This is a genomic window from Rhizobium sp. UFLA01-1127 (assembly GCF_059803845.1).
The window spans coordinates 2,501-29,493 of the sequence record NZ_JAUQTZ010000022.1; the positions used below are offsets into that span (position 1 = coordinate 2,501).

At 61.1% G+C, this 26,993-nt stretch carries 24 protein-coding genes; 17 read left to right on the forward strand and 7 right to left on the reverse strand.

Going from position 1 to position 26,993, the window contains the following annotated elements:
* The first annotated feature begins 295 nt into the window (after window positions 1-295).
* Complete coding sequence (locus Q4Q11_RS07805) at window positions 296-502, forward strand: hypothetical protein (RefSeq protein WP_112507686.1); 207 nt, start codon at window positions 296-298, stop codon at window positions 500-502.
* Window positions 503-566: 64 nt separating this feature from the next.
* Here Q4Q11_RS07805 and Q4Q11_RS07810 read toward each other — a convergent pair whose 3' ends face one another.
* Window positions 567-1,916, reverse strand: a complete 1,350-nt coding sequence (locus tag Q4Q11_RS07810) for an ATP-binding protein (RefSeq protein WP_498569139.1) — start codon at window positions 1,914-1,916, stop codon at window positions 567-569.
* A 3-nt stretch (window positions 1,917-1,919) separates the two neighbouring features.
* Window positions 1,920-2,639, reverse strand: a complete 720-nt coding sequence (locus Q4Q11_RS07815) for a response regulator (RefSeq protein ID WP_112507690.1) — start codon at window positions 2,637-2,639, stop codon at window positions 1,920-1,922.
* Between the two features lie 376 nt (window positions 2,640-3,015).
* On the opposite strand from Q4Q11_RS07815, the gene Q4Q11_RS07820 reads away from it, so the two are divergent.
* The 5 genes from Q4Q11_RS07820 (at window position 3,016) to Q4Q11_RS07840 (ending at window position 8,955) form a co-directional block, all read left to right on the forward strand.
* Complete coding sequence (locus Q4Q11_RS07820; RefSeq protein ID WP_113337466.1) at window positions 3,016-3,816, forward strand: pseudouridine synthase; 801 nt, start codon at window positions 3,016-3,018, stop codon at window positions 3,814-3,816.
* Window positions 3,817-3,828: 12 nt separating this feature from the next.
* Window positions 3,829-4,512, forward strand: coding sequence for a phosphoribosyltransferase (locus tag Q4Q11_RS07825; protein ID WP_498569140.1), 684 nt, complete (start codon window positions 3,829-3,831; stop codon window positions 4,510-4,512).
* A 144-nt stretch (window positions 4,513-4,656) separates the two neighbouring features.
* Window positions 4,657-5,601 (forward strand): phosphoribosylaminoimidazolesuccinocarboxamide synthase, encoded by a 945-nt coding sequence (locus Q4Q11_RS07830; RefSeq protein ID WP_498569160.1) that lies wholly within the window; start codon window positions 4,657-4,659, stop codon window positions 5,599-5,601.
* Window positions 5,602-5,951: 350 nt separating this feature from the next.
* Window positions 5,952-7,397 (forward strand): efflux transporter outer membrane subunit, encoded by a 1,446-nt coding sequence (locus Q4Q11_RS07835; RefSeq protein WP_113337464.1) that lies wholly within the window; start codon window positions 5,952-5,954, stop codon window positions 7,395-7,397.
* A 694-nt stretch (window positions 7,398-8,091) separates the two neighbouring features.
* The gene (locus Q4Q11_RS07840; protein WP_498569161.1) at window positions 8,092-8,955 is read left to right on the forward strand and encodes an SH3 domain-containing protein; all 864 of its coding nucleotides are present in this window, start codon (window positions 8,092-8,094) and stop codon (window positions 8,953-8,955) included.
* A gap of 226 nt (window positions 8,956-9,181) precedes the next feature.
* Here Q4Q11_RS07840 and Q4Q11_RS07845 read toward each other — a convergent pair whose 3' ends face one another.
* A complete protein-coding gene (locus Q4Q11_RS07845) occupies window positions 9,182-9,424 on the reverse strand; it encodes a DUF982 domain-containing protein (protein ID WP_095433530.1) in 243 nt (80 codons plus the stop codon).
* Window positions 9,425-9,624: 200 nt separating this feature from the next.
* On the opposite strand from Q4Q11_RS07845, the gene Q4Q11_RS07850 reads away from it, so the two are divergent.
* The gene (locus Q4Q11_RS07850) at window positions 9,625-9,783 is read left to right on the forward strand and encodes a hypothetical protein (RefSeq protein WP_498569141.1); all 159 of its coding nucleotides are present in this window, start codon (window positions 9,625-9,627) and stop codon (window positions 9,781-9,783) included.
* A gap of 75 nt (window positions 9,784-9,858) precedes the next feature.
* Here Q4Q11_RS07850 and Q4Q11_RS07855 read toward each other — a convergent pair whose 3' ends face one another.
* On the reverse strand, window positions 9,859-10,047 hold the full coding sequence (locus tag Q4Q11_RS07855) for a hypothetical protein (RefSeq protein WP_112507696.1): 189 nt from the start codon (window positions 10,045-10,047) through the stop codon (window positions 9,859-9,861).
* Between the two features lie 361 nt (window positions 10,048-10,408).
* Here Q4Q11_RS07855 and Q4Q11_RS07860 point away from each other — a divergent pair, with 361 nt between their 5' ends.
* The 6 genes from Q4Q11_RS07860 (at window position 10,409) to Q4Q11_RS07885 (ending at window position 19,072) form a co-directional block, all read left to right on the forward strand.
* Entirely contained in the window at window positions 10,409-12,802 is a 2,394-nt protein-coding gene (locus Q4Q11_RS07860) for a transglycosylase domain-containing protein (RefSeq protein WP_498569142.1), read from the forward strand.
* 396 nt (window positions 12,803-13,198) lie between these two features.
* The gene (gene dnaK / locus Q4Q11_RS07865) at window positions 13,199-15,118 is read left to right on the forward strand and encodes a molecular chaperone DnaK (protein WP_112507700.1); all 1,920 of its coding nucleotides are present in this window, start codon (window positions 13,199-13,201) and stop codon (window positions 15,116-15,118) included.
* An 83-nt stretch (window positions 15,119-15,201) separates the two neighbouring features.
* Window positions 15,202-16,347 carry a molecular chaperone DnaJ gene (dnaJ, locus tag Q4Q11_RS07870; protein ID WP_075856793.1) on the forward strand — a complete coding sequence of 382 codons (1,146 nt, stop codon included), beginning with the start codon at window positions 15,202-15,204 and terminating at the stop codon, window positions 16,345-16,347.
* A gap of 315 nt (window positions 16,348-16,662) precedes the next feature.
* On the forward strand, window positions 16,663-17,790 hold the full coding sequence (gene recF, locus Q4Q11_RS07875) for a DNA replication/repair protein RecF (protein WP_498569143.1): 1,128 nt from the start codon (window positions 16,663-16,665) through the stop codon (window positions 17,788-17,790).
* A gap of 35 nt (window positions 17,791-17,825) precedes the next feature.
* The gene (locus Q4Q11_RS07880; RefSeq protein WP_498569144.1) at window positions 17,826-18,596 is read left to right on the forward strand and encodes a molybdopterin-synthase adenylyltransferase MoeB; all 771 of its coding nucleotides are present in this window, start codon (window positions 17,826-17,828) and stop codon (window positions 18,594-18,596) included.
* 5 nt (window positions 18,597-18,601) lie between these two features.
* Window positions 18,602-19,072 carry a GNAT family N-acetyltransferase gene (locus Q4Q11_RS07885; protein ID WP_498569162.1) on the forward strand — a complete coding sequence of 157 codons (471 nt, stop codon included), beginning with the start codon at window positions 18,602-18,604 and terminating at the stop codon, window positions 19,070-19,072.
* Between the two features lie 26 nt (window positions 19,073-19,098).
* On the opposite strand, the gene murA is transcribed toward Q4Q11_RS07885, so the two are convergent.
* Both murA and Q4Q11_RS07895 read right to left on the reverse strand, forming a co-directional pair.
* Window positions 19,099-20,412: a UDP-N-acetylglucosamine 1-carboxyvinyltransferase gene (murA, locus tag Q4Q11_RS07890; protein ID WP_498569145.1), complete on the reverse strand. Its 1,314-nt coding sequence runs from the start codon at window positions 20,410-20,412 to the stop codon at window positions 19,099-19,101.
* A 142-nt stretch (window positions 20,413-20,554) separates the two neighbouring features.
* Window positions 20,555-21,556 carry a 2-hydroxyacid dehydrogenase gene (locus Q4Q11_RS07895; RefSeq protein WP_498569146.1) on the reverse strand — a complete coding sequence of 334 codons (1,002 nt, stop codon included), beginning with the start codon at window positions 21,554-21,556 and terminating at the stop codon, window positions 20,555-20,557.
* A 190-nt stretch (window positions 21,557-21,746) separates the two neighbouring features.
* On the opposite strand from Q4Q11_RS07895, the gene Q4Q11_RS07900 reads away from it, so the two are divergent.
* A complete protein-coding gene (locus Q4Q11_RS07900) occupies window positions 21,747-22,286 on the forward strand; it encodes an SH3 domain-containing protein (protein WP_112513290.1) in 540 nt (179 codons plus the stop codon).
* Window positions 22,287-22,371: 85 nt separating this feature from the next.
* On the forward strand, window positions 22,372-22,983 hold the full coding sequence (locus tag Q4Q11_RS07905) for a cadmium resistance transporter (protein ID WP_112513291.1): 612 nt from the start codon (window positions 22,372-22,374) through the stop codon (window positions 22,981-22,983).
* 289 nt (window positions 22,984-23,272) lie between these two features.
* Here the strand turns inward: Q4Q11_RS07905 and Q4Q11_RS07910 are convergent, their stop codons facing one another.
* Window positions 23,273-24,265 (reverse strand): adenosine kinase, encoded by a 993-nt coding sequence (locus Q4Q11_RS07910; protein ID WP_112513292.1) that lies wholly within the window; start codon window positions 24,263-24,265, stop codon window positions 23,273-23,275.
* A 396-nt stretch (window positions 24,266-24,661) separates the two neighbouring features.
* On the opposite strand from Q4Q11_RS07910, the gene Q4Q11_RS07915 reads away from it, so the two are divergent.
* A complete protein-coding gene (locus Q4Q11_RS07915; RefSeq protein WP_113222961.1) occupies window positions 24,662-25,606 on the forward strand; it encodes an AEC family transporter in 945 nt (314 codons plus the stop codon).
* Between the two features lie 119 nt (window positions 25,607-25,725).
* A complete protein-coding gene (locus Q4Q11_RS07920; protein WP_498569147.1) occupies window positions 25,726-26,883 on the forward strand; it encodes a DUF3734 domain-containing protein in 1,158 nt (385 codons plus the stop codon).
* Window positions 26,884-26,993 lie beyond the last annotated feature (110 nt).

Here is a 26,993-nt window from a genome sequence, read left to right on the forward strand (position 1 = left end):
AATTCTGACATTTTTGTAAGTACTTGATATACAACTTGTTTTTGTATGTGGCAGCAGATGGGAGGGAAATTTCTTCTCGGAAGCTCCGAAAATCTTGTCCAAACGGTCAAAATTTTCGCGATTGCCCACTTGCCTCCGGCTTCTTTCGAATATGCCGCTTCTCCAACCTGTCCGGCACGTCCACCAGAACCGTCGAACGGAGGATGAGCCATGGTTGCGCCCCTTGCACGCAAACCCCAGAAAACCCGAGATTTTACATGAGCTCTCTGCTATATATTAGAGAAGGGAGGAAACAATGCACACAACAAGACCGGAAAGCATTATCGAAGTCAGTTTCGACAGCGCCAATGGACGACGCGCACTCGGTATCATGAACATGCGCCAGGCATTGGATCTGCCCGACCTGCCGAGCTTTACCTATACCCATCCGGATCCGCTGAAGGCGGCCGCCGGCATCGTGCTCAGCCAGGAAGAGCTCAGGCGATTCATGACCTGCCACTGAGCGGGCACTCGCGCGCAACGCACCGATCGCGCGTTAGCGCGGTTGTCGGATAGTCACGCCTGTTTCAGGCTGCTTTTCTTTCCATCATCGCCAGCGGCAGCAGGACGACGGCACTCAGCCCGCCTCCTTCGCGATCCTCGAGACAGAGTGCTCCGCCCTGCGCGTCGAGAATCTGGCGAACGATCGCCAGGCCCAGACCACTGCCGCCGAGATCGCGATTGCGCGATTCTTCCAGCCGCACGAAGGGCTCGAGCACCTCCTTGCGCCGCTCTGCGGGGATGCCCGGCCCACGATCGCCGACGACGATGGCACCCTGCTCGCCGCGACGCTCGACCGCGATATCGGCCCTGCCGCCGTAACGCAGCGCGTTATCCATGAGATTGTCCAGCACTCGCACCAGAGCAGTCTCCGTCATCGTCACGGCTATCGACTGCCCGACCGGCGTGAAGCCGACGAGATCCTGCTCGTCCTGCCGTTCGGCGAGATGACCTCGAATGGCCGCATCGAGATCGACAACATTCTTACCATCCGAGACGACGGTGCTGCGGGCAAAGCCGAGCGCATCCTCCACGAGCCGCTGCATGGCTTCGACATCAGCGATCGCCCGATCGCGATGCGGCGTTTCCGGCATCATTTCCATGCGCAGCCGAAAACGGGTGAGATAGGTCCTCAGATCATGCGAAATCGCCCCGAGAATCAAGGTGCGATTGCTGACCAGAGCGGCGATGCGCAATTGCATGGCGTTGATCGCTTTGATCAGCATGCGCAATTCGCAGGCTCCCCTTTCCGGAATATGGACCGGCTGCAAGCCATTGCCGATCGAGTTGACGGTACGGGACAGGCGCGTCAGGGGCCGGGTTTCCCGTGCCACCGCGACGATGGCGATGACTGCGACCAGCATGCCGAGGACGCCCGAGATAAGGCCGATGGGAATGCCGTTCAATCGCACCGTCGGCGTGTCGGGCAGGCTGAAGACGGCAACCTTGCCGCCGGCAATGCCGATCGACACTTCTATGATCCTGTCCGGCGCACCGACGGAGAACCAGCCCTGCGGCTTTTCGGAGAGCGAACGCATGCTGAAATAGCGATTGCCGAGGGCGATCGCCGCAAATTCGCGGGCGAGCTTGTCGCTAAGCGTCAGATCGGACGCCTCCTCCCGGCCAGGAGCCGGCAGATCGGCCAGGTGGATCGCCAGGCCATTGGCATTCAATGCCCGCACGGCTGCCTGCTGCGCCTCAGGCGGAATGGCATCGAGAAGACGGATCGCGGTCTTCACCTGCTTGGCGGGCGACCGCTCCGGATTGAACGGTGTATCCGGCCTCAGCTGCGCGGCCGCAAAGGCTGCAAGCTGAATGATGAACAGCGCCACGGCGACGATCATGATGATGCGGGCGACCAGACCGAGTTTCAGCATGGTTCAGACATCCTTCACGTCCATTGTGAGGAGATAGCCGGCATTGCGCACGGTGGTGATGATCTGAGCACCGTCCGGCAGACAATGGCCGAGCTTGGTACGCAGGCGGGAGACCGTAACATCGATCGTGCGGTCGAAAGGATCGGCGCCGCGGCCACGGGTCCAGTCGAGCAATTGCTCGCGCGACAGCACGCGGCGCGGCCTTTCGAGAAAACAGACCAGCAGATCGAACTCCGCGGTCGTCAGGTGCACGACGCGCTCTCCATCCATCTCGATCACCCGGCCGTCGAGATCGACGGTCAGCCCGGCGACACTCTTGCGCCTTGACGGAGTTCCGGCGTCTTCCGCCCGCTCCGGGCCGGAGCGCCGCAGGATGGCGCGGATGCGGGCCAGAAGCTCGCGCGGATTGAACGGCTTGCCGAGATAATCGTCGGCGCCCATTTCGAGACCGAGAATGCGATCGATGTCTTCCGTTTTCGCCGTCAGCATCAGGATCGGCACCTTGCTGCGGGTACGGATGCGGCGGCAGGCCGAGAGGCCGTCTTCGCCCGGCAGCATCAGATCGAGGATGATCAGATCCGGAAAGCCCTTGGACAGAACGCGGTCCATGCCGGCGGCGCTGTCGGCCACCTGCACGGAAAAACCCTCACGGCTCAGGAACTCCTCCAGGAGCGCCCTGATCTCGCGGTCGTCCTCGACCAGAAGAAGCGATGCGGAAACCATGGCCCTTCCATGCGGGGCGAGAGGTCGTTTTGGCAACAGGGAAACGGCCGCCGTTACAAACTGTAACAAATTTCCGCGGTTTTGAAAAATCCCAGCAAAGGAAGCCGTGCAATTTCCCAGACAACCGCGATCCCTCCGGAGCGAACGGCGGCAGTCTCGCTGCCGTCTACCCGACCCCATCGCCCGCTCCGGTCCGCGACAGGGCTCGCACCATGAATGCGAGCCCTGTCTGCCTGCGAATTTTGCCTTTCAAGCCTGCCCTTCTCCGGCTTTATCCTCGACAATGCGATTTGCGTCCCGTTCGCCTCCGTGCGAAAGGATTTCCTTAACCGGCGGCAGAGCCGGGTCACGGCAACAAGCGCATGAGGCAAGACGGTTGAGCCAACGGCAATCACCGCAAAGATCCGGCAAGGCGACAAAGCGCGCTCACGAGCCTGAAGGCAAGCGCGTGACCTTGCCGCGGGCGCTCTCCAAGCTCGGTTATTGTTCGCGCACCCAGGCGGAAGCGCTGATTGCGGCCGGCCGCGTGAGCGTCGATGGCCGCAAGATCTCCGATCCCGCTACCTGGGTCGATCTGGAGAATTCGAAATTCGCAGTCGATGGCGCGGAGATAGCGGCGGAGAAGAAACTCTATTTCATGCTGAACAAGCCGCGCGGGCTGGTGACCACCCGCGACGACCCCGAAGGGCGCCCGACGGTCTACGACTGCCTGAAGAACATCGATGCGCGTCACCTCGCCCCCGTCGGGCGGCTGGACAAGGCAAGCGAAGGGCTGCTGCTCTTCACCAATGACACCGTACTCGCCCAGACCCTGCTCGATCCGGTCAGTCATGTCGGCAAGACCTATCATGTGCAGGTCGACCGTATCATGGACCACGAGCAGCTTGGGCGTATGGAACGCGGCATCATCGACGACGGCGAGCTGCTGACCGCCAGTTCCGCCCGCCTGTTGCGCAGCGGCGACCGCAACGGCTGGATCGAGGTGGAGCTCAAGGAGGGCCGCAACCGCCAGATCCGGCGCATGCTGGAAGCGCTCGGCATCGAATGCCTGCGGCTGGTGCGCGTTGCCTTCGGCGATATCGCGCTCGGCGATCTGCCGAAAGGCGCGGTGCGCGCCTTGACTGAGGCCGAAATCCTCGGGTTGCACCGGAGTGCCGGAATGAGGGTCAACAGATAGAAGATGGATGCAATGCAACCTCATGACTTTTGGCAGGAGCTGCATCCACCCGGCACCTTCGATCCGATGGCGGAGCGTGCGGACTTCTATCTGGCCGAGCTACCAGACGGGCGTCAGCTCCGTCTGCCGATCCGCGTGCTCGGCGACGGCGACCATGCGCTAGCGTCGCTGATCGTCAATCAGGCAAGTTTTGCCGTGCAGGAGGCGCTGGCGGAGGCGCTTGCGGCACGAATCGCGGCCCATGGCATCGATGTCGTGGCCGGCTTGCCCACGCTCGGCCTGACGCTCGCGGCGGCCGTGGCGCGTGTGCTCGGCCATGCGCGCTATGTGCCGCTCGGAACATCGCGGAAATTCTGGTATCGCGAGGAGCTGTCGGTCGCGCTCTCCTCCATCACCACGCCGAACCAGGAGAAGCGTCTTTATATAGACCCGCGGATGCTGCCGCTGCTGCAGGGAAAGCGCGTGGCGCTCATCGACGACGTCATTTCCAGCGGCGCCTCGATCGCCTCCGGGCTTTCTCTCCTTTCGTCCTGCGGTATCGAGCCTGTGACGATCGGCGCGGCCATGCTGCAATCCGAACGCTGGCGTGATCGCGTCGACATGGACGGCCGGCGATGGAGCGAGCGGATCGTCGGGGTATTTTCGACCCCCATCCTCGAGCGCAGCGAAAACGGCTGCTGGTATCGGCCGGGCTGAGCGATTTTCGCTCCGTCAATCCAACGAACAGAGCCGATTGCCTATTATTATCCATGAAAACCGTTCCGATTTCGGCCGCAATGCGTTAAGGGTCCGCTCAAGAAGCATCCGCCGGGCGGATGCACGAGCCTATTGGTGGACGCGTTGCGAATTCTCTCCGAAGCCCATTTCCCGGAATTGCCCAACTACTATCGCGGCAAGGTGCGCGAGAATTACGATCTGCCCGACGGCAGCCGCATCATCATCAGTACCGACAGGCTGAGCGCCTTCGACCGCATCCTTACGTGCATTCCCTACAAGGGTCAGGTTCTGACGCAGACGGCGCGCTACTGGTTCGAGCAGACGCGCGATATCTGCCCTAACCACGTCATTGACTATCCGGACCCGAACGTCGTCGTCGGCAAGCGGCTGAACATCCTGCCCGTCGAAGTCGTCGTCCGCGGCTATCTCGCCGGCACCACGGGCACATCGATCCTGACACTCTACAAGAAAGGTCAGCGCGAGATGTACGGCATCACGCTGCCCGACGGCATGCGCGACAACCAGATCCTGCCGGAGCCGATCATCACCCCGACAAGCAAGGAATTCGACGGCGGCCACGACGAACCGCTGACGCCGGCCCAGATCATCGAGCGCGGGCTTCTGACCGAAGCGCAATGGCAGACGCTGTCGAATTATGCCCTGGCACTGTTCGCGCGCGGACAGGAGATCGCCCGCAAGCGAGGACTGATCCTGGTCGATACCAAATATGAATTCGGAACCGACGAAAACGGAACCATCGTTCTTGCCGACGAAATCCATACGCCCGACAGCAGCCGCTATTGGCTCGCCGACAGCTATCAGGAGCGCTTCGATAAGGGCGCGCGCCCGGAAAGCTTCGACAAGGATTTCGTGCGGGCGTGGGTCACCGAACGCTGCGATCCCTATAAGGATGAAATTCCGGAAATCCCCGCAGACCTCATCGAGCAGACTTCCAAGGTCTATATCCGCGCCTACGAGGCGATCACGGGCACGGCTTTCGTACCCGATGATCGCGGCGCAACGCCGCGTGACCGTGTTCGCGCAAGTCTGGCGCGCTATTTCATTTAGAGACAGTCCGACCGGTCGTTTCACGCGATCGGCGCGCTCTGATGCCGCCTTGCGGTTGCTTAACTTAAGGGTTCTTTAACATATCGCACCCTTGAGTGGTGCGCAAAAGGGTATGTTTTTTGCAACACTTTAGATTTTTTTTACCGGAACCCTGATATTTCGCCCGATCCCACATATGTTCGCTGCCGAGAATTCGTAAAAGCCACTGTGCTATTGCAAAACTCGTTGTTAAATTGACGCCGACCGCTTCGGGTCACTGTTTGTATCGCGTAAGACTGGAGCGCCGGCACTTGGGGTCATGCCGATCCCGAAAAAACACTGATCAGTAAATTGAATTGTGGGACAATGTGATGGTTTCCATTCGTACTGCCGCCCCCGCCCTGCTGCTTGTTTTGGCAGGCTGCGTCAGCGGCCCAGATCATAAGCCACCGGAAATGCCTCTCCCGGCCAAATTCTCGGAGGGCGGTACGAAGGCGAACGGCGATGTCGCCGGTTCGCAGTGGTGGACCGCTTTCGGCGATTCCAAGCTGAATGCCTTCGCCGCACAGGGACTTGCCCAGAACCTTAACATCCAGCAATCGCTGGAACGCATCAATCAGGCCGAAGCCGCCGTCGTCACGGCAGGTGCAGGCGGCCTTCCGAGCCTCACCGTCACCGGCGACCACACGACCAGCGGCCAGAAGGGCTCGCTGCGCACGCAGACCGAAACGCGCAACATCACCGGCGGCGGCGCCTCGGTTTCGTGGCTGCTTGACCTCTGGGGCCAATATCGCCGGGCGCGGGAAAGCGCCAATGCTTCGCTCGATGCCGCTTACTCCACCGTCGACGTCCAGCGGCTAGCCTTCCTGTCGGATCTGGCCACCAGCTACGTCAATGCCCGCTATTACCAGACGCTCATCTCGATCGCTCAGGAAAACCTGAAGTCCCGCCGCGATACGCTTTCGCTGACGAAGTTCCAGCTCGATGCCGGCGCTGCGTCCCGCCTGGACGTGGTTCAGGCCGAAGGTCTCGTCAACCAGACCCTGGCGTTGGTGCCTGGTTATGAAATCAGCTACCGTCAGCAGGTGCATCACATCGCGACGCTGCTCAACGTGCCTTCCACGACGATCATCGCGCAGATGCAGGGCGGCGGCAAACAGCCGGTGTTCCGCGGCAACGTTCATACGGGTATTCCGGCCGATCTCATCCGGAACCGCCCCGACATTCGCGTCGCAGAGCGCACCCTTGCTGCTTCGACCGCCCAGATCGGCGTGGCCGAGGCCAAGCTCTTCCCATCGATCACGCTCAGCGGCTCGATCCAGCCTTCCTACATCCATAGCTCGTCTGCAAGCGGCAGCCTGACCAGCTGGTCGTTCGGCCCGTCGCTGAACCTGCCGATCTTCGACGGCGGCAGCCTGCGCGCCGGCGTCAAGAGTGCGGAATCCACGAGCCGCGAAAACTATCTCGCCTGGCAGCAGACCGTGCGGCAGGCGGTGGAACAGGTCGAAAATTATCTGTCGGCCGTCAGTCGCGATGCGCAGACGATTTCTGCGCTTCGCGCTCAGGTCAAGTCCTACCAGGAAGCCCTGCAGCTTTCGACCGCAAGCTATAAGGATGGCGCATCCTCGCTGCTCGACGTTCTCGACGCACAGCGCAACGTGACGGCTGCCCAGCAGAGCCTGGCGCAGGCCGTTCAGCAGAACGCCAACGACTACATCTCGCTGAACGTCGCGATCGGTGCCGGATATGTGCCGGCGGGCAAGGCAACCATGGCCGAGGCTCCGGCCAAGGTCGTCAAGGTTTCGGCCAAAAAGTGAACTAGCAGGATGCCGGCATTGCCGGCTATTATCAAAACCGCCGCGGGCGACTGCGGCGGTTTTTTTGTTGCCGCAATTCGGCCCTGAGAACGAAAATGGCGCGCTCCGCTTTCGCATGAAGCACGCCATCGCCATAAAAACAAAAAGGCCGGAATGATCCGGCCTTTCGCCATCCGCCATCACATCAGTGCCAGTACATCCGTGGTCAAAGGCAAGGGCGGAACTGCAGCCAGATTGATCATGAAAGGTTAACGCATAGTTAACGCCACTTCCATGATTTCAAAGGTGTAAACGGCTCGCTTTCCAGCGCGCCAGCACCCATCGGCTGCATGACTTTCAGTTATATCGGCGCGCAACGTGGCGATTTCAAGACCGTGCTCGCAATTTCTTCGATGAGGCCTTTAGGCAACCGACGCCGCGGCGACAGCAGCTCCCCAAATGTAAGTAAAATCTATCAAAAGAATCGGATCGCTTTTCGTCCTTTGCAAATCGTCGTTCAAGCTGCGTTCATGCGGATGCCCTTAAAACACATGCAAGGATTGAAGATGCGCCGTGGAATTCTACCAAATTTCGTGCATGCGCAGGCCTTTATCTTGCCGGATTTGGGAAGTCTTAGCGAATGGCGCAGGCGCAGTTTGCGGAACAGATACCGGACGGCGATCTCGCGACGACGATGCGCAAAGGGGGAGTATTTATGAGGTTGAAGGTTCTTGCCGCGAGCATGCTGGCTGCACTTGTTGCGCTGCCGGCCATCGCGGAAGCTGCGGAAGGCTTTGCCACCGCAAACGTCAACATGCGGTCGGGTCCGAGCACGGCCTATCCGGCGGTGACCATGATTCCCGTCGGTGCGCCGCTTCAGATCAACGGCTGCCTCAACGAAACGCCCTGGTGCGACGTTTCCTTCTATGGCGGCCGCGGATGGGTTGCCGGCCGCTATATCCAGGCGACCTACCAATCGCGCCGCATCTATGTCGATCGGCAGTATTATCGTCCGCTCGGCATCCCGACAGTGGTCTTCAACTTCGATGATTACTGGGGCCGCTATTATCGCGGCCGCGACTTCTACCGTGATCGCGACCGTTGGCGCCGCGGCCCGGGCTGGGTCGACCGCAGGCCCGACAGCGGCTGGGATCGTAACCAGGGATGGGATAACGGACCGGACCGCAACTGGGACCACCGTCCCGACCGCAACCAGGATTGGGGTCGTGGGTCCGACTGGAACGGTCAGCCGGACGGTAACTGGGATCGCCGTCCCGACCGCGGCTGGGACCGGCCGCGCGACGGCAATCGCGACTGGGGCCAGCAGCGGCCGGATAATAACCGGGATTGGGGCAACCGGCCAGATCGCCCGCGCGACAACAACCGACCGGGCAACCAGCCGGTCCCGCAGCCACAACGGCAGCCCCCTGTTGTGCAGCAGCAACCACAGCCACAGGCGCAGCCGCAAAACGCTCCGCGACCGAATGCGGCTCAGCCCGGCCCCTATAGCCCAGACCAAAAGGATTGCCCGGCATCGGAACCAGATTGCCGGATGTCCTCCAGAGGCTCGAACCGCTGACTGCATTGCGATCGTCTTCGGAAAACAAAAGGCCAGCGACCTTCAAAGTCGCTGGCCTTCTGATGCATCCGATTTGAAAGAGTGCGTGCCCTCTACCCAGCGGGGCGGCGGCTTCAAGATCGATGCTTCGCGCCGCACAATTTGCGTTAGGATATCCGAACGCTTCCAGCACGTCCGCCGGGTCGCAAGATGGGACGGTTAGGCGACTCGACGGCGCCGATGTGCGTCAGTGCATTTTCAAATGCGCTTCCCGGGTCGCCGAAATGAACATTTCCCGAGCCTCTTCGGCGGACTTGCGGCCGTCGATCGCCGCCCGGCAAAGGCTTCTCGCCGCCACATAGAGCGGGCCGCGCCGGTCGGGCCAGAGGTTGGCCATGCAGTTGAGAGCCTCGGAAGGACCCGTTACAACTTGGAATGTACCTTGAGCAAAACCAATCTCGATCGGATTGCTCCATTTGATGTGTCGCATGAACACTCCTCCTCACGCGCTACCAACTGCCCGGAGCCATCTCCAAGACAGCCGTATGACGGCACTATAGCCTTGATCAGGCCATTCGAAAATATGGAAGATTGCATGCATTGCGCGAAGTATCGACGCACACGTCATCGTGGCTTTACCTCTCGCGACGGCTGACAAGGCACTGTTTTTGAGATTTTAAGGCGATAGACATGTCGGTGGCCTTTTGCGGCTGTATCGGCGATCTATTTTTCGCGTGCGATCCGCCGTGCTTCAGCCGGAGAAAAACCGGCCCGGCGGGCAAGCCATTCAAGGCCGAAAATGCGATCGATCTGATCGACCAGCCAAAGTTCAAAACGCTTCCACATTGACGTAGCCTCCTGCGCTGCGCGCCTTTCGGTCGCGGCGGCCCACGATGAACATCGCGCCCGGCCTGCCAGTTGCCATCAGCGAAATTGAGGCGGCCTTTGCGCGTTCGAGAGCAGTTCCTGCTTTGTTGCGAAGTCGCCGAACAGCTTCTTCAGCCTGGCTTCCTCCTCCTTGCAAATCCGGTGGCGCCGAGCAAAATCCTCAATGCTCCAGACTTCCCGCAATGTGCTCCCGTTCACTTCCTCTATCTTCATCAATGAACTCATCTGCTCGCCCTCTTTAATTATTGTGCAGGGAGATAATGCCGGGGTGCGCGAAAAGTTCCTCGAACGCCTCCTCCGGCCATCGGCGCAGCGGCGGCACTTGCGGCCATAATTGTTCTTAATCCCTCCTTAAATCGCCGCATTTACAGTTCAGGCGGGATTTAATGTGTCTTCGCGAGAGGCTCGTGAACGAAGAGCAGACAGTCCGGCTCCGACAGCAAGCGCTCTGCTTTCGCAGGTGACGCGCCGATCCGGGGGCGACGGAACAGGCTCAAAGATTTCTACCGCTAATGCTGTCGGCCTGATAGAAGACATCCGATAGACGACATGGGAACACCAGACATCAAGGTACGACCGGCCCGCAATGGCAGATAAGAAAAAGTCACGCCAGAGGATAGAACCATCCTTTTCCAGCGGCCGGGAACGCATCGATGACGGATTCAATGCCGGCGAACGGATCGTCAGCAACAGGCGCCTGGCCAAGAAATATTACGAAGAGCCGGAACCCGACGAAGAAGACGAGGATGATGACGAGGGCGAGCCCGTGGTCCGAAAACCTCGTCGCGCCCGCAGCCGCCGCAAACCTGCACGGCGCTCCCGCCCGCGCCGCGGCTTTTTCGGCTTTATCCGCTCGACGATCTATTGGGGTCTCGTACTTTGCCTTTGGGCCGGTATCGGTCTTGCCGGGCTTGTCGTCTATTACGGTTCGCGCATGCCGAGCGCCAGCACCTGGTCCATCCCTGAGCGGCCGCCGAACGTCAAGATCAACGACGCCGACGGCGGCCTGCTCGCCAATCGCGGGACGACGGGCGGGGAAGCGGTTACGCTCAGCGAGATGTCCCCCTATATTCCCGAAGCCATCATCGCCATCGAGGACCGTCGCTTCTACTCCCATTTCGGCTTCGACCCGATCGGCCTTGCTCGCGCGGTCGTGACCAACGTGGTGACTGGACATGCGGTTCAGGGCGGTTCGACGCTGACGCAGCAGCTCGCCAAGAACCTGTTCCTGTCGCCGGACCGCACGCTGGAACGCAAGGTGCAGGAAGTACTGCTGGCGCTGTGGCTGGAGCACAAGTACACCAAGGACCAGATCCTGACGATGTATCTGAACCGCGTCTATTTCGGCTCCAATGCCTATGGCGTCGAAGCGGCCTCGCGGCGTTACTTCAACAAGTCGGCCAAGGACGTCAATCTCGGCGAGGCGGCAATGCTCGCCGGCCTCGTCAAGGCGCCGTCAAGGCTGTCACCCGCCCGCGACCCTGCCGCCGCCGAAGCGCGCGCCCAGCTGGTGCTCCAGGCGATGCGCGAACAGGGCTTCATCAGCGAATCCGACGTCAAGACGGCGATGGCGCTGCCGCCGACCCGGTCGAAGAGCTATTGGAGCGGCGCTGAAAACTATGTTGCCGACATGGTCATGGATCAGCTGCCGAAGCTGATCGGCGGCGACGTCAAGGAAGACCTGGTGGTCGATACCACCCTCGACATGTCGCTGGAAGAAAAGGCCGAGAAGGCGCTGAGCGACGTGCTCGAAAAGGAGGGCAAGAAGCTGAATGCCTCGCAGGCCTCGCTTGTTTCCGTCGATGCAACGGGGGCTATCCGCGCGCTGGTCGGCGGCCGCGATTATGCGCAGAGCCAGTTCAACCGCGCGGTCACCGCCAAGCGCCAGCCGGGCTCGGCCTTCAAGCCGTTCGTCTATACCGCAGCGCTCGAGATGGGCCTGACGCCCAATTCCATCCGCAACGACATGCCGGTGAAGATCGGCAATTGGGCGCCCGAAAACTACGAACAGCGCTATAGCGGCCCCGTCACGCTTGCCACCGCGGTCGCGCAATCGCTGAACACCGTCGCCGCGCAGCTCGTCGCCGAAGTCGGGCCGGACCAGGTGATCAAGGTCGCCCGCAGGCTCGGCATCGAATCGGACCTGCAGGCCAATGCCTCGATCGCGCTCGGCACGTCGGAAGTCTCGCTGCTGGAACTGACATCAGCCTATGCGACCTTCATGAATGGCGGTTTCAAGGTGGCGCCGCATGTCATCACCAAGGTGACGACCGCTTCCGGCAAGGTGCTCTACCAGGCCAATACCGACCGTCCCGAGCGTGTGCTGAACCCGGATATCGTCACCAACATGAACGCCATGATGGCCGGCGTCATCGCCAACGGCACCGGCAAGGCGGCGCGCATTCCCGGCTGGCAGGCGGCAGGCAAATCGGGAACCACACAATCCTTCCGCGACGCTCTGTTCGTCGGCTTCACCAGCCATCTCACCACGGGCGTCTGGTTCGGCAATGACGACGGCAAATCGATGCGCAAGGTGACCGGCGGCGGACTGCCGGCCAAGGCATGGAAGGAATTCATGGTCGCCGCCCATAAGGGCGTCACGCCCACGCCGATCTTCGGCGGCGGTCAGATTATCGACAATGGCCTGCCGATGGCGCAGACGGCGCCGAATGGAGATCAGCCGACGACCATCGGCAACATCATCTCCGGTGTGGCTGACGGCAGACAGCCGATCCAGCAGCCGACCTTGCAGCAGAGGCCGTCGCAGCAGCCGATTCAGCCGCAGATCGTCAACCAGGCCGCGGCGAACGAGGACCCGCAGGATCTGCCGCCGGCAAACTTGGCCGACGACGCCAATCCCTACAGTTCGAACCCCTATGACAACGATATACCGCCCGCGGATATCGGCGACAGCGGCGCTCCGGTCGCCGCCGCCCGGCCGCATCGCTCCTCGCTGCTCGACGTCATTCTCGGCCGATAAGCCGCAATTTTGCGCCGAGAGTGCCTCGCATCATACTCGCCTCATATTGGTCGCTGCAGCACGCTGGACCTGCGACATAGTTTTATTCCTAAATCGATACCGATTTGAGGAATTATGCAGTAGACGCTTGCATGGCCGCGGCAAGGCTGCTCTGATACGCGGTCGCGTCAAATCCTGAGGCCCTCGGCGCATATGGGGCCATATGGAATTTGGGCGACAAACCATTTGTTTTGCTGGATTTCAGGCGATTTCCTGCCTTGCAGTCAGTAAAACCGCTACTTATATACGCGGCATCACCGCAGTCATGGCTGCGCAATCCTCAAGACCATCCCGTAAGGGGCTGTCAATGGAATGCCTGACAGGGGTTCCGATAGCTTGCTTCAAGGAGAGAATGACATGGCAAAAGTAATTGGTATCGACCTTGGAACGACAAATTCCTGCGTCGCCGTCATGGACGGTAAGGACGCAAAAGTGATCGAAAATGCCGAAGGCGCCCGGACCACCCCCTCCATGGTTGCCTTCACCGACGATGGTGAACGTCTCGTCGGCCAGCCGGCCAAGCGCCAGGCTGTCACTAACCCCACGAACACCCTCTTCGCTGTCAAGCGCCTGATCGGCCGCCGCTACGAAGATCCGACCGTCGAGAAGGACAAGCATCTTGTTCCCTTCAATATCGTTCGGGGCGACAATGGCGACGCCTGGGTCGAAGCCAACGGCAAGGGCTATTCGCCCGCACAGATTTCCGCAATGATCCTTCAGAAGATGAAGGAAACCGCCGAATCCTACCTCGGCGAAAAGGTCGACAAGGCCGTTATCACCGTTCCCGCCTACTTCAACGACGCTCAGCGCCAGGCAACCAAGGATGCCGGCAAGATCGCCGGTCTCGAAGTGCTGCGCATCATCAACGAGCCGACGGCTGCAGCTCTTGCCTACGGCCTCGACAAGAAGGACGGCAAGACCATCGCGGTTTACGACCTTGGCGGCGGCACCTTCGATATCTCCATCCTGGAAATCGGCGACGGCGTCTTCGAAGTGAAGTCGACCAACGGCGACACCTTCCTCGGCGGTGAAGACTTCGACATGCGTCTCGTCGAATATCTCGTTGCCGAGTTCAAGAAGGACAACGGCATCGACCTCAAGGGCGACAAGCTTGCCCTGCAGCGCCTCAAGGAAGCTGCCGAAAAGGCCAAGATCGAGCTGTCCTCTTCGCAACAGACCGAAATCAACCTGCCCTTCATCACGGCAGACGCCACCGGCCCGAAGCACCTGACGCTGAAGCTGACCCGCGCCAAGCTCGAAAGCCTGGTCGACGATCTCGTTCAGCGCACCATCGCTCCGTGCAAGGCAGCCCTCAAGGATGCCGGCGTCACCGCCGCTGAAATCGATGAAGTCGTTCTCGTCGGCGGCATGAGCCGCATGCCGAAGGTACAGGAAGTCGTCAAGCAGCTGTTCGGCAAGGAGCCGCATAAGGGCGTCAACCCGGATGAAGTCGTCGCTCTCGGCGCTGCCATTCAGGCCGGCGTTCTCCAGGGCGACGTCAAGGATGTTCTGCTCCTCGACGTAACCCCGCTGTCTCTCGGCATCGAAACGCTCGGCGGCGTCTTCACCCGTCTGATCGAGCGCAACACGACGATCCCGACGAAGAAGTCGCAGACCTTCTCGACTGCCGACGACAACCAGTCGGCCGTGACCATTCGCGTTTCGCAGGGCGAACGTGAAATGGCTGCAGACAACAAGCTGCTCGGCCAGTTCGACCTCGTCGGCCTGCCGCCGGCGCCGCGTGGCGTTCCGCAGATCGAAGTGACCTTCGATATCGACGCCAACGGCATCGTCCAGGTTTCGGCCAAGGACAAGGGCACCGGCAAGGAACAGCAGATCCGTATCCAAGCCTCTGGCGGCCTTTCCGATGCCGACATCGAAAAGATGGTCAAGGATGCAGAAGCCCATGCTGCTGAAGACAAGAAGCGCCGCGAAGGTGTCGAAGCCAAGAATCAGGCCGAAAGCCTGATCCACTCCAGTGAAAAGTCGCTGAAGGATTATGGCGACAAGGTCACGGAAGCCGATCGCACCGCGATCTCGGACGCGATCGCAGCACTCAAGACGGCAACGGAAGCTTCCGAGCCAGATGCCGAAGACATCAAGGCCAAGACCCAGACGCTTATGGAAGTTTCCATGAAGCTCGGCCAGGCGATCTATGAGTCGCAGCAGGCAGAAGCCGGTTCCGGTGACGCCTCGGCAGCAGGCGGCAAGGACGATGTCGTCGATGCCGACTACGAGGAAATCAAGGACGAAGGCGACCACAAGCGGTCTGCATAAGCGCGAACCGAAAGGTTCTCGAGGAAACTTAGCTCCGGCTGCCTCATGGCAGCCGGAAATCCATTTCCGGGGTCTAATGCTGAATGGCAAAAGCGGATTTTTACGAGACGTTGGGCGTCTCCAAGACGGCGGACGAGAAAGAGCTGAAGAGCGCCTTTCGCAAGCTGGCAATGCAATATCATCCGGACAAGAATCCGGACGACAGCAACGCCGAGCGGAAGTTCAAGGAAATCAACGAAGCCTACGAAACGCTCAAGGACCCGCAAAAGCGCGCAGCCTATGACCGCTACGGCCATGCTGCTTTCGAGCATGGCGGCATGGGCGGCGGTGGCGGCTTCGGAGCCGGTTTCGGCGGCGGCGGTTTCTCCGATATTTTCGAGGATATTTTCGGCGAGATGATGGGTGGCGGACGCTCGCGCGGACGCTCGTCCGGCGGACGCGAACGCGGCGCCGATCTTCGCTACAACATGGAAATCTCGCTGGAGGAAGCCTTCAGCGGCAAGACGGCGCAGATCCGGGTTCCGACCTCGATCACCTGCGACGTCTGTTCCGGCTCGGGCGCAAAGCCCGGCACGCAGCCGAAGACCTGCGGCACCTGCCAGGGTTCCGGTCGCGTCCGCGCTGCACAGGGCTTCTTCTCCGTCGAACGCACCTGCCCGACCTGCCATGGCCGCGGCCAGATCATCCCGGATCCCTGCACCAAGTGTCATGGCCAAGGCCGCGTCACCGAGGAGCGTTCGCTCTCCGTCAATATTCCGTCCGGCATCGAGGACGGCACGCGCATTCGTCTGCAGGGCGAAGGCGAAGCAGGTCTTCGCGGCGGCCCCTCGGGCGACCTCTATATCTTCCTCTCAGTCAAACCGCATGAGTTCTTCCAGCGGGATGGCGCCGACCTCTACTGCGCCGTGCCGATCTCGATGACGACGGCGGCACTCGGCGGCACCTTCGATGTGGCGACGCTCGACGGCACGAAATCGCGTGTCAGCGTTCCCGAGGGAACGCAAGTCGGCAAGCAGTTCCGCCTGAAGGGCAAGGGTATGCCGGTGCTGCGCTCCAGCCAGGTCGGCGATCTCTATATCCAGATCCAGATCGAGACGCCGCAGAAACTGACCAAGCGCCAGCGCGAACTTTTGCAGGAATTCGAGCAAATCTCCTCGAAGGACAATAATCCCGAATCGACGGGCTTCTTCGCCCGCATGAAGGATTTCTTCGATACGTTCAGCGACTGATTCGCGAAGCACGGTGTTTCACATGAATCCGGCCGGTGATTCGGCCGGATTTTTTGTTTCGGGCAGACGAATCACCCGCCTTCGTGGTTCGAGACGGCCTTTTGGTCCTCCTCACCGTAAGGGCTCATCCTTCTACTCCCCCAGCAGCTTCTCCGGAACTCGGCTCACTCCACCCTCATCCTGAGCCCGTCGAAGGACGAGGGTGGCCCATGACGGCGCTTCACCCCACTGATACCGCAAGCCGTCGGCAAAAACCTTGCGCTTGGGCTGGGTTCGGCATACCCCTCGCCCATCGATCAAGAATCCCAAGAGCCGATGCCGAACAAAATTTCCATCTCGCGCCTGAAGCTGACCGACTTCCGCAACTATGCGGCGGCGGCGCTGACGCTTGACGAGCGGCATGTCGTGCTGACCGGCGACAATGGCGCGGGCAAGACCAATCTCATGGAAGCGGTTTCGCTGCTTTCTCCAGGCCGCGGCCTGCGCCGCGCCGCCTATACGGATGTCACCCGGGTCAATGCCCCAGGCGGATTTTCAATCTTCGCCGAGCTCGAAGGCATGGACGGCAGCGTCGAAATCGGCACCGGCATCGACACGGCGGACGAATCGACGGCCCGCAAACTTCGTATCAACGGCACGCCGGCCAAGACCGTCGACGAGCTGACCGACCACCTGCGCGTTCTCTGGCTGACACCGGCCATGGACGGCCTGTTCACCGGCGGCTCCTCGGAGCGTCGCCGCTTCCTGGACCGGCTGGTGCTATCGCTCGATCCCGCCCATGGGCGCCGAGCCAGCGATTTCGAGCGCGCCATGCGCAGCCGCAATAAGCTCCTGTCCGAAAGCCGGTTCGATCCATCCTGGCTCGGCGGCATCGAGGAGCAGATGGCGAGCCTCGGCATCGCCATGGCGATCGCGCGGCAGGAAATGCTCGGCCTCCTCTCGCGGCTGATCGCCGAAACGCGCGAGGCGACGCCATTCCCCTCCGCAGCCCTTGAGCTTTCCGGCTTCCTCGACGGGCAATTCGATCGACCGGCCGTCGATCTGGAAGATGCCTATGCCGACATGCTGCACGAAGGGCGCTATCGCGACGCCGCTGCCGGGCGGACACTGGACGGACCGCACCGGGCCGATCTTCTGGTGCGGCATCGCGAGAAGGACATGGAGGCGGAGCGCTGCTCGACAGGCGAGCAAAAGGCGCTGCTTGTCGGCCTCATCCTTGCCCATGCGCGCCTTGTCGGCAATCTCACCGGCTATGCGCCGATCCTGCTGCTCGATGAGATTGCCGCGCATCTCGACGAGGGGCGGCGTGCCGCCCTCTTCGATCTCATTGACGGACTTGGCGGCCAGGCCTTCATGACCGGCACGGACAAGGCGATGTTCTCGGCCCTCGGCGAGCGTGCGCAATTCTTTACCGTGGCGCATGGCGGCATTACAAAAACCTAGCGTCTCCTTCGGCACGATTGTGCTAGACTTTCCACATGGACCCTTTGACCTCAGACGAAATCGCCCGGTATCATCGCCATATCCTCCTGCCGGAGGTCGGTGGCGCCGGACAGCAAAAATTGAAGGCGGCCCGCGTGCTTGTCATCGGCGCCGGTGGTCTCGGCGCGCCGGTGCTGCAATATCTCGCCGCTGCCGGCGTCGGCACGCTCGGTATCGCCGATGACGACCGCGTTTCGCTGTCCAACCTGCAGCGGCAGGTCATTCACGATACCGGCACGATCGGCGAGATGAAGACGCAGAGTGCGGCCGACGCCATTGCCCGGCTGAACCCGCATGTGCGCGTCGTCCGCTTCGAGGAGCGGTTCAGCCCCGATACCGCAGCGCGGCACCTTGCCGGATTCGATCTCGTCATCGATGGCTCCGACAATTTCGATACGCGCTATGCCGCCGCCGACGCGACCGAGACGGCACGCTTGCCGCTCGTGACCGGCGCCGTCGGGAGATTCGATGGGTCCGTGACGATGCTGAAGCCTTACGAAAGCGACGCGGACGGCAATCCCAATCCACGCTATCGCGATCTCTTTCCCGCTCCACCGCCGGAAGGTCTCATTCCAAGCTGCGCGGAAGCAGGAATCATCGGTGCATTGACAGGCGTCATCGGCACACTGATGGCGATGGAGGCGATCAAGCTTGTCACTGGTATCGGCGAGCCGCTGGTCGGCCGCCTGCTGCTTTATGACGGGCTTTCCTCACGCTTCGAAACCGTGCGCTATCGCCGCAAACGTCCTCGGGCCGCGGCGGAATGAGCGATATTACAATTCAGAGGCTCAACGGCAGGTTTGACCGATGGGACGCGTTGCTGGATCTCATATTGGCGTCATTCGCCTATATGAACGGGCGCATTGATCCGCCCTCCTCCGCGCTGGCGCTGACACCGGAAGCGCTCAAGATGAAGGCTAGAAGCGAGATCGCTTACATCGCACTTAATGGCGAGCGGTTAGCCGGCTGCATTTTTTGCCGGCCAGAGGCGGAAAGCCTCTATGTCGGTAAGCTCGCCGTACTGCCGGCGGCGCAGGGCGAGGGCATCGGCAAACGCCTGCTTGGCCTGGCCGAGGCTACGGGGCGGGAGCTTGGTCTCAAAACCCTTCGCCTAGAAACGCGCATCGAGCTGACCGACAATCACGCCACATTTGCCGCCTGGGGCTTTCAGAAGACGGCCGAAAACCGCCATGCGGGCTTCGATCGCACGACATCGATCGAGATGCGCAAGGCGATTGCCTAGCACATCTCATCCGCTGAGCGGTAACGTCACGCCTCGCGCGGCGGAATACGGGTGATCCGCGCACCCATGGCGTTCAGCCGCTCCTCGATGCGCTCGTAACCGCGCTCGATCTGCTGAGCATTGTTGATGACGCTCGTGCCCTCGGCGCACATCGCCGCGATCAACATGGCCATGCCGGCGCGGATATCCGGGCTTTCGAGCTGGGCGGCGCGCAGCTTGGAGGGGCCGGCGACGATGGCGCGATGCGGGTCGCACAGCACGATGCGGGCGCCCATGGCGATCAGCTTGTCGACGAAGAACATACGGCTTTCGAACATTTTCTCGAACATCAGCACGACGCCGTCGCATTGCGTAGCCGTGACGATGGCGATCGACATCGTATCGGCCGGAAAGGCAGGCCAGGGTTGATCCTCGATCTTCGGAATATGGCCACCGAAATCGGGCTGGATCTTCATTTCCTGACCGGAGCGGATGATGAGGTCATCGCCATCGATCTGGCAGCGGATGCCCAGGCGCTCAAAGGTCATCAGCGTGGAGCGCAGATGCTCGACGCCTGCACGGCGAATGGTGATTTCCGAGCCGGTGACGGCTGCAAGGCCGATCAGCGAGCCGACTTCGTTGTGATCGGGGCCGATGCGATGCGACGCCCCGCCCAACCGCGGGCCGCCGTGGATGGTCATCATGTTGGTGCCGACGCCCTCGATGCGCGCGCCCATGGCCATCAGGAAACGTGCGAGATCCTGCACATGCGGCTCGGAGGCACAATTGCGCAGGATCGTCGTTCCCTTGGCAAAAACCGCGGCACAAAGCGCATTTTCCGTCGCCGTCACCGAGGGCTCGTCGAGGAAGACGTCCGCGCCACGCAGCCCTTCGGTGCGGAAACTGTAGACGCTGTTGACCTCGATCTTGGCGCCGAGCTGTTCCAGCGCCAGGAAATGCGTATCCACGCGCCGGCGGCCGATGACATCGCCGCCGGGCGGCGGCAAGGTGATCTCGCCGCAGCGCGCCAGCATCGGACCGGCAAGCAGGATGGAGGCCCGGATGCGAGCGCAAAGATTGGGATCGAGATTGGCGGGGCGAAGCTCGCGCGCTTCGATTTCGAGCTCGTTGCGGCCGAGCCAGCGCACTTTTGCGCCGACCGACTGGATCAGCTCCACCAGCGCCTCGACATCGCGAATGCGCGGCACGTTGCTGAGTTCGACGCGCTGATCGGTCAGAAGCGATGCGGCAATGATCGGCAATGCGGCATTCTTGTTGCCGCTCGGCTCGATGTCGCCCGACAGCTTGAAGCCGCCCTCGACCACATATTGAATCCGCTCATGCGGCAGCGCCCGCGCCATCGTTTCCGCCCTTCCTGATTGTGTTTGGCATCACCTCTGGGCCGGCTTTGTGACATGCGCATGACCGGCCGAAGGCAAGAAAGATCAAATTTGAAGCCGACACTATCCGCTTCGCTTTGGCCGGAGAATCAGGGCGATTCGCCTATCGGAACGGCAGCACGCGATTGGGTGGGCGATGGCCGTCGATGAAGGTGCGGATATTGATGATGACCTTGTCGCCCATGTCGATGCGGCCTTCGAGCGTCGCCGAACTCATATGCGGCAGGATCACCACCTTGCCCTCGTTGGCGAGCTTCACCAGCTTCGGATTGACGGCCGGTTCGTTCTCGAACACGTCGAGGCCGGCGCCGGCGATCTTGCCCTCGCGCAGGATCTTGATCAGCGCCGCTTCATCGATGACATCGCCGCGCGCCGTGTTGACGATGTAGCTCGTCGGCTGCAGCAGCGCCAGGCGGCGCGCCGAGATCAGATGATAGGTCGCGGGTGTCGACGGGCAGTTGACCGAGACGATGTCGACACGGGCGAGCATCTGGTCGAGGCTGTCCCAATAGGTCGCCTCCAGCTCGTCCTCGGTCGCCGGATTGACGCGCTTGCGATTGTGATAATGGATCGACAGGCCGAATGCCTTGGCGCGGCGGGCAACGGCCGTGCCGATCCGCCCCATGCCGACGATGCCGATGCGCTTGCCGTGGATGCGGCGGCCGAGCATCCAGGTGGGTGACCATCCTGCCCATTCGCCGGGGTTGTCGGTCAGCACGCGCGCGCCCTCCGCCAGCCGCCGCGGCACGGCGAGGATGAGCGCCATGGTCATGTCGGCGGTATCTTCGGTCAGCACATTCGGCGTATTGGTGACGGTGATGCCGCGCCGGGCCGCGGCTTCGACATCGATATGATCCGTGCCGTTGGAGAAGCTGGCAATCAGCTTCATCTGCGGGCCGGCGGCCTCGATCACCTCCGCATCGATGCGATCGGTCACCGTCGGCACCAGTACGTCCGCCGAGCGGACGGCCTGGATCAATTCGTCCTTGGTGCGCGGGCGATCGTCCATGTTGAGTTCGGCATCGAAGAGTTCGCGCATGCGCGTCTCCACCGCATCCGGCAGTTTGCGCGTGACGTAGACCTTCGGTTTTTTCTTCGTCGTCATGGCGGGCGGCGATGCCTTGTTCAGATGTTCTTAACCAAGAAGCAGGATAATTTTCCCGTTCCGGGCATTTCTACCAGACCCGCAGGCGAAGACAAACAAAACTCGCTGACGCGATCCGAGGATTTGCCGCTCACCGGAGCGAAAGGTCGCCGGAACGGCGCCTTTGTCATGACGAACGAACGGAAATCCCATGCGTGGCAAAGCATTGAAGTCCTGCGCCATATTCGCAATCGGCCTGTTGATGGCTGCCGTGTCGGCCGATATTGCCACCGCCCAGGCCGCCAAGGGGCCGAGTGGCCTGCCGCTGCCGCGCTTCGTCACGCTAAAGTCGAAGCGCGTCAATCTGCGCATCGGCCCGAGCGCGGATTATGCCGTGTCGTGGCTCTATCTCAAGCAGGGCCTGCCCGTCGAAATCATTCAGGAATACGATAACTGGCGGCGCGTGCGCGATGCCGACGGCACGGAGGGCTGGGTCAACCAGTCGCTGCTGTCGGGCCAGCGCTCGGCCATCGCTGCCCCCTGGATGAAGGGCAAGGGCAAAGCCGTCTTCGTCAACATGCGCCGCGAATCCCAGCCGTCCGCCGGCGTCATCGCCAAGCTTCAGCCGGGTGTGATGATGAGCGTCAAGGAATGCACCGGCGACTGGTGCCTCGTCACCGCCGACGGTACCGAAGGCTGGGTGGCGCAATCCGAGATCTGGGGCGCTTACCCCGGCGAGGCCTTCAAGTAACCAACCCTCATCGCTTCGCAGCGAACACAGCCTCGCTGCCTTTCCAACGCAGCGAATTTCCGGATCGGACAAGGAGACAGACGCGTTGGGCTACCTGCTGGGCGTTCTGAGCGTCGCAATCGTCGTGTTCGCATCAACGGATGTGGACGACATCTTCGTCCTTATCGGTTTCTTCGCCGATCCGAAATTCCGAGCGAAGCAGATCGTCATCGGCCAGTATCTCGGAATTGCCGCTCTCTACGGCGTCAGTGTCATCGCCTCGCTCCTCGTGCTCGTCGTTCCAGCCGCCTATGTCGGCCTTCTCGGCTTTGCGCCGATCTATTTCGGCCTCAGGAGATTATGGGAACTCTGGAATGACATCGACACGGGCGACAATCCGGAAGACCATGAAAAAGCCTCGGCCGGGCACGGCAATATCGTGGCTGTCGCCCTCGTGACGATCGCCAACGGCGGCGACAATATCAGCGTCTATACACCGCTCTTCGCCACACGCTCCGCCTATGAAATTCTGGCCTTCGGCTGCATCTTCGCCGCTCTGACGGCAGTCTGGCTCGTCGCGGCACATTCCATTGTCAACCATCCGAAACTTGGCGCACCGATTAGGCGTTACGGATACCGGTTCGTGCCGTTCGTCCTGATCGCGATCGGCATGCTCATTCTCTATGAGGCCGGGACGATGACGCTCTTCTGGCGCTAAAGCATGTCGCGATTTTTCAGATTCGCTTGCGGTGCTTTAGCTCTTTGATTTCGTGCATGTCGTTGTCGCAAAACGGCTGCACACTGTTGCGCGGCATGCATCAGATGCTTTCCGCTTTCCTTCGAATAGCGAAAATGCTTCATCTTTTTGTCTTGGCGCAACTCCGGACGGAAAACCGCGATGCGTTTTTCCTCGAATTGCTCCAGCCAACCAGACCGGCGTCAAGAAAAAGCCGCCCGTCATTGGGCAATGCGGACGGCATTCAGGATCAAAAACAACGGATTACCGCTCAGAGCAGACCGACTTCCGCGGCCGCTTCCGACAGCGACCGCATCGGCCGCGGTCCGATCTGCTCGATGACGATCGCAGCCGCGAGGTTGCCGAGCCTGGCGCAATCCTGCAGGCTGCGGCCCTGCGTATAGCCAAACAGGAAGCCGGCAGCGAAGAGATCGCCGGCGCCGGTCGTATCGACGCGTTCCTCGATCGGATGGGCATCGACGGCATGGCGTTCGCCGCCGCGCACGATCACGGCGCCATCCTTGCCTGTCGTCACGGCGGCGATCTTGCAATCCGCCGCAATCAGCGTCAGCGCCTTTTCGAAATCATCGGTCTCGTACAGCGACAATGCCTCGTCGCGATTGGCAAAGACGATATCGACGGTGCCCGAGCGCATGAGATCGAGGAACTCGTCGCGATAACGGCCGACACAGAAGCTGTCGGACAGTGTCATCGACATTTCGCGACCATTGGCATGGGCGATGCGAGCGCATTCGCGGATCGCTTCCTTCGCACGCGGCGGATCCCAGAGATAGCCTTCGAAATAGGTCACCTTGGCATCGGCAACGACATCTTCCTCGACATCTTCGGGGCCAAGTTCGACGCAGGCACCGAGGTAGGTGTTCATGGAACGCTCGCCGTCCTCGGTCACGAAGATCATCGAACGTGCGGTGGGCGGGAATATGCCCTTCGCCTTTGTCTCATAGTGGACGCCCTGGGCGCGGATATCGTGGGCGAAGATCTGCCCGAGCTGATCCTCGGCGACCTTGCCGAAATAGGCGGCCTTCCCGCCGAAATTCGCTACTCCTGCCGCCGTATTGCCGGCACTGCCGCCGGAGGCTTCCAGCGCCGGCCCCATGCGCGAATAGAGAAGTTCGGCGCGCTCGGCGTCGATGAGGTTCATCGCGGCCTTGGTGATCTTGTTGTCGATCAGGAACTGATCGTCGCAACGGGCGATAATGTCGACAATGGCGTTGCCAACGGTCAGTACATCGAAGCGAGTCATCTATAGGAAGATCCCGGTATTGGTGATAGCCGGTATCCGGTAATATCGGTTTTTCCAAAGTTTGGAAGAAAAATCGGCGCCGCTGCGGCCAACTTAATTCCAATCGGTCATTTGCCTGTCACTTTCTATCTTTAGATGCTTATCAAGCGGCTGGGATGGGAAGCTCGAAAGACTTCCGCGCCAGTCTGGGAAGGAATGATGCCTTCCGCCTCACCGGTACGCGGGCCGACCACGGATGAACTGGCGGCATGTGCACCGGGGGGACCTTCCGGTGGAGCCGGACGCACAAGCGGGCCTTAGCCCGCTTTTTGTTTTTGCAGGTTCTCACAGCCGAGCAAGCTGCTACAACGAAAGGGTTGTCCTTCCCGAGCCACCTTTTCACGGCCCACATCCCGCATGTCCGAAATCCTCACCGATGTCCTTCCGGTCTTCCTCTTGATTCTCGTTGGCTGGGTCGTCGTGCGCACCGGCCTCCTGAAAGCCGAGGTCGGCGAGGCGATGAGCGACTTCGTCTTCAAGATCGCAGTGCCGCTCCTGCTGTTTCAGACCATCGCGGAGGCGAATTTTCGCGGCGCTTCGCCATTCCGACTATGGATCGCCTATTTTTCCGGCGTCGCCATCACCTGGACAGCCGGCCATATCGTCGCAACGCGGCTGTTCGGACGGGATGCGCGCATCGGTGTGCTGGCCGGCGTTTCCTCGGCCTTCGCCAACACGATCTTCATCGGCCTGCCCCTTGTCGGTCGCACGGTCGGCCCAGAAGGCGTCATGGCGATGTCGATCCTGATTGCCGTGCATCTGCCGACCATGATGATCGCGGGCACGCTGCTGATGGAACAGGCCGAGCGCAGGGAAAATGCGGGCGCGGGCCGCAGCACCGGCGAGCTGCTGCGGCAGGTCGGCAGCAACCTTATCCGCAATCCGCTTGTTATCGGCCTTTTTTGCGGTCTCATCATCCACCTGACGGCGATCCCCATCCCAGCTCCGCTCGGCAGTGTCGTCGACAGCATCGCCAATATAGCAGGTCCCGCGGCGCTGATCTCGCTCGGCATGGCGCTGCGTCAATACGGGCTGTCAGGCAATCTCGGGATCGCCAGCGTCATGTCGGTCTTCAAGCTGTTTCTGCTGCCGGCCTGCGTGCTGGCGGCCGGCCACCTCCTTGGCCTCAGCCCAGAATGGCGGGCGGCACTCGTGCTCACTGCCGCCGTTCCCACAGGTGTGAACGCATGGCTGATTGCCAATCGCTTCGGCGTCGGTCACAGTCTCGCCGCCTCGACGATAACCTTGACGACAGCGCTCGGGGCATTTTCGGTGTCGCTTTGGGCCTATCTGCTCGCATAGCGCCGGCTCGGGCCGCCGATTCGCAATGGCATTTCTCCGCATCGGAGAAGCATGCAGGAAAATGGTCATATATTTGCGCATCCCGGCCTTCCCACCCGGAGCGCAGCAAAGGATGGCACATGAATATTGCAACCCAAGTCACCAATCCCGCTTCAGCCTATTCGCAGAAAGTGTTCGTGCTTCAGGGCGGCGGCGCGCTTGGTTCCTATCAGGCAGGCGCCTTTCAAGCCCTCAGAGAACAGAATATCGAACCGGACTGGATCGCCGGTATCTCGATCGGCGCCATCAACGCCTCCATCATGGCCGGCAATGTGCCGGGCGAACGGCTTGAGAAGCTGCGCTCCTTCTGGAACAAGATCACGATCCAGCTTCCTGTCGACATCCTGATGGAGCGGCAGCGTGAGACCAGCCCCTTCTACCGCACCGTCAGCAGCTGGTGGGTGTCGACCTTCGGCGTTCCCGGCTTCTTTTCCCCGTGGCAAATCCCAGCCTGGGTCCAGGGACGCGGATCGGCTGGCGCAACCAGCATCTACGACACTGAGCAATTGCGCCAGACGCTGCTCGACCATGTCGATTTCGATCGGATCAATCACGGTCCGGTGCGCCTCAGTCTCGGTGCCGTCAATGTGCGTACCGGCAACTTCGCCTTCTTCGACAACAGGGATATCAAGATCACGCCCGAGCACATCATGGCGAGCGGCGCACTGCCGCCGGGCTTTCCGGCCGTCAAGATCGGAAGCGAGCAGTATTGGGACGGCGGTCTGGTTTCGAACACGCCGCTCAGCTACGTGCTGCGCAATGGTGCCGATGTCGATACGGTGGTGTTTCAGGTCGATCTCTTCAGCGCCGTCGGTTCGCTGCCGCAAGATCTCGAGCAAGTCGAGGAGCGGCGCAAGGACATCACCTATTCAAGCCGCACCCGGCTCAACACCGATCTCTTTCTGGAGCGTCACCGCCTGCGGCGCGCCATATCCGATCTTTATGCGCGACTTCCCGAAGAGGCCAAGGCCGATCCGGAGATCAAGAAGCTAGAACAGCACTGCTCGGACTACGGCGTTACCATCATCCATCTCATCTACCGCAACAAGCAGTTCCGTGCGCATTCGAAGGACTATGAATTTTCGGCGCTATCGATGCATGAACATTGGAAAGCCGGCCTGCACGACGGCCGAAAGGCATTGCTCGCGGAAGACTGGCGCGTTCCGCCAGCGGCCGAGGACGGCCTGAAAGTGTTCGACCTCGACCAGAGAACGCGCGCGCGCCGGCATTCGGCATAGAGCAATCCGGCTTTTCTCACGGAATCTCCGGACCGCTCTGCCTCTTTGCTTTCTCGCAATTGCGGATGGAACGGCTACGCATTTCCTGGAACTGTTCCGTGCGTCTCAGC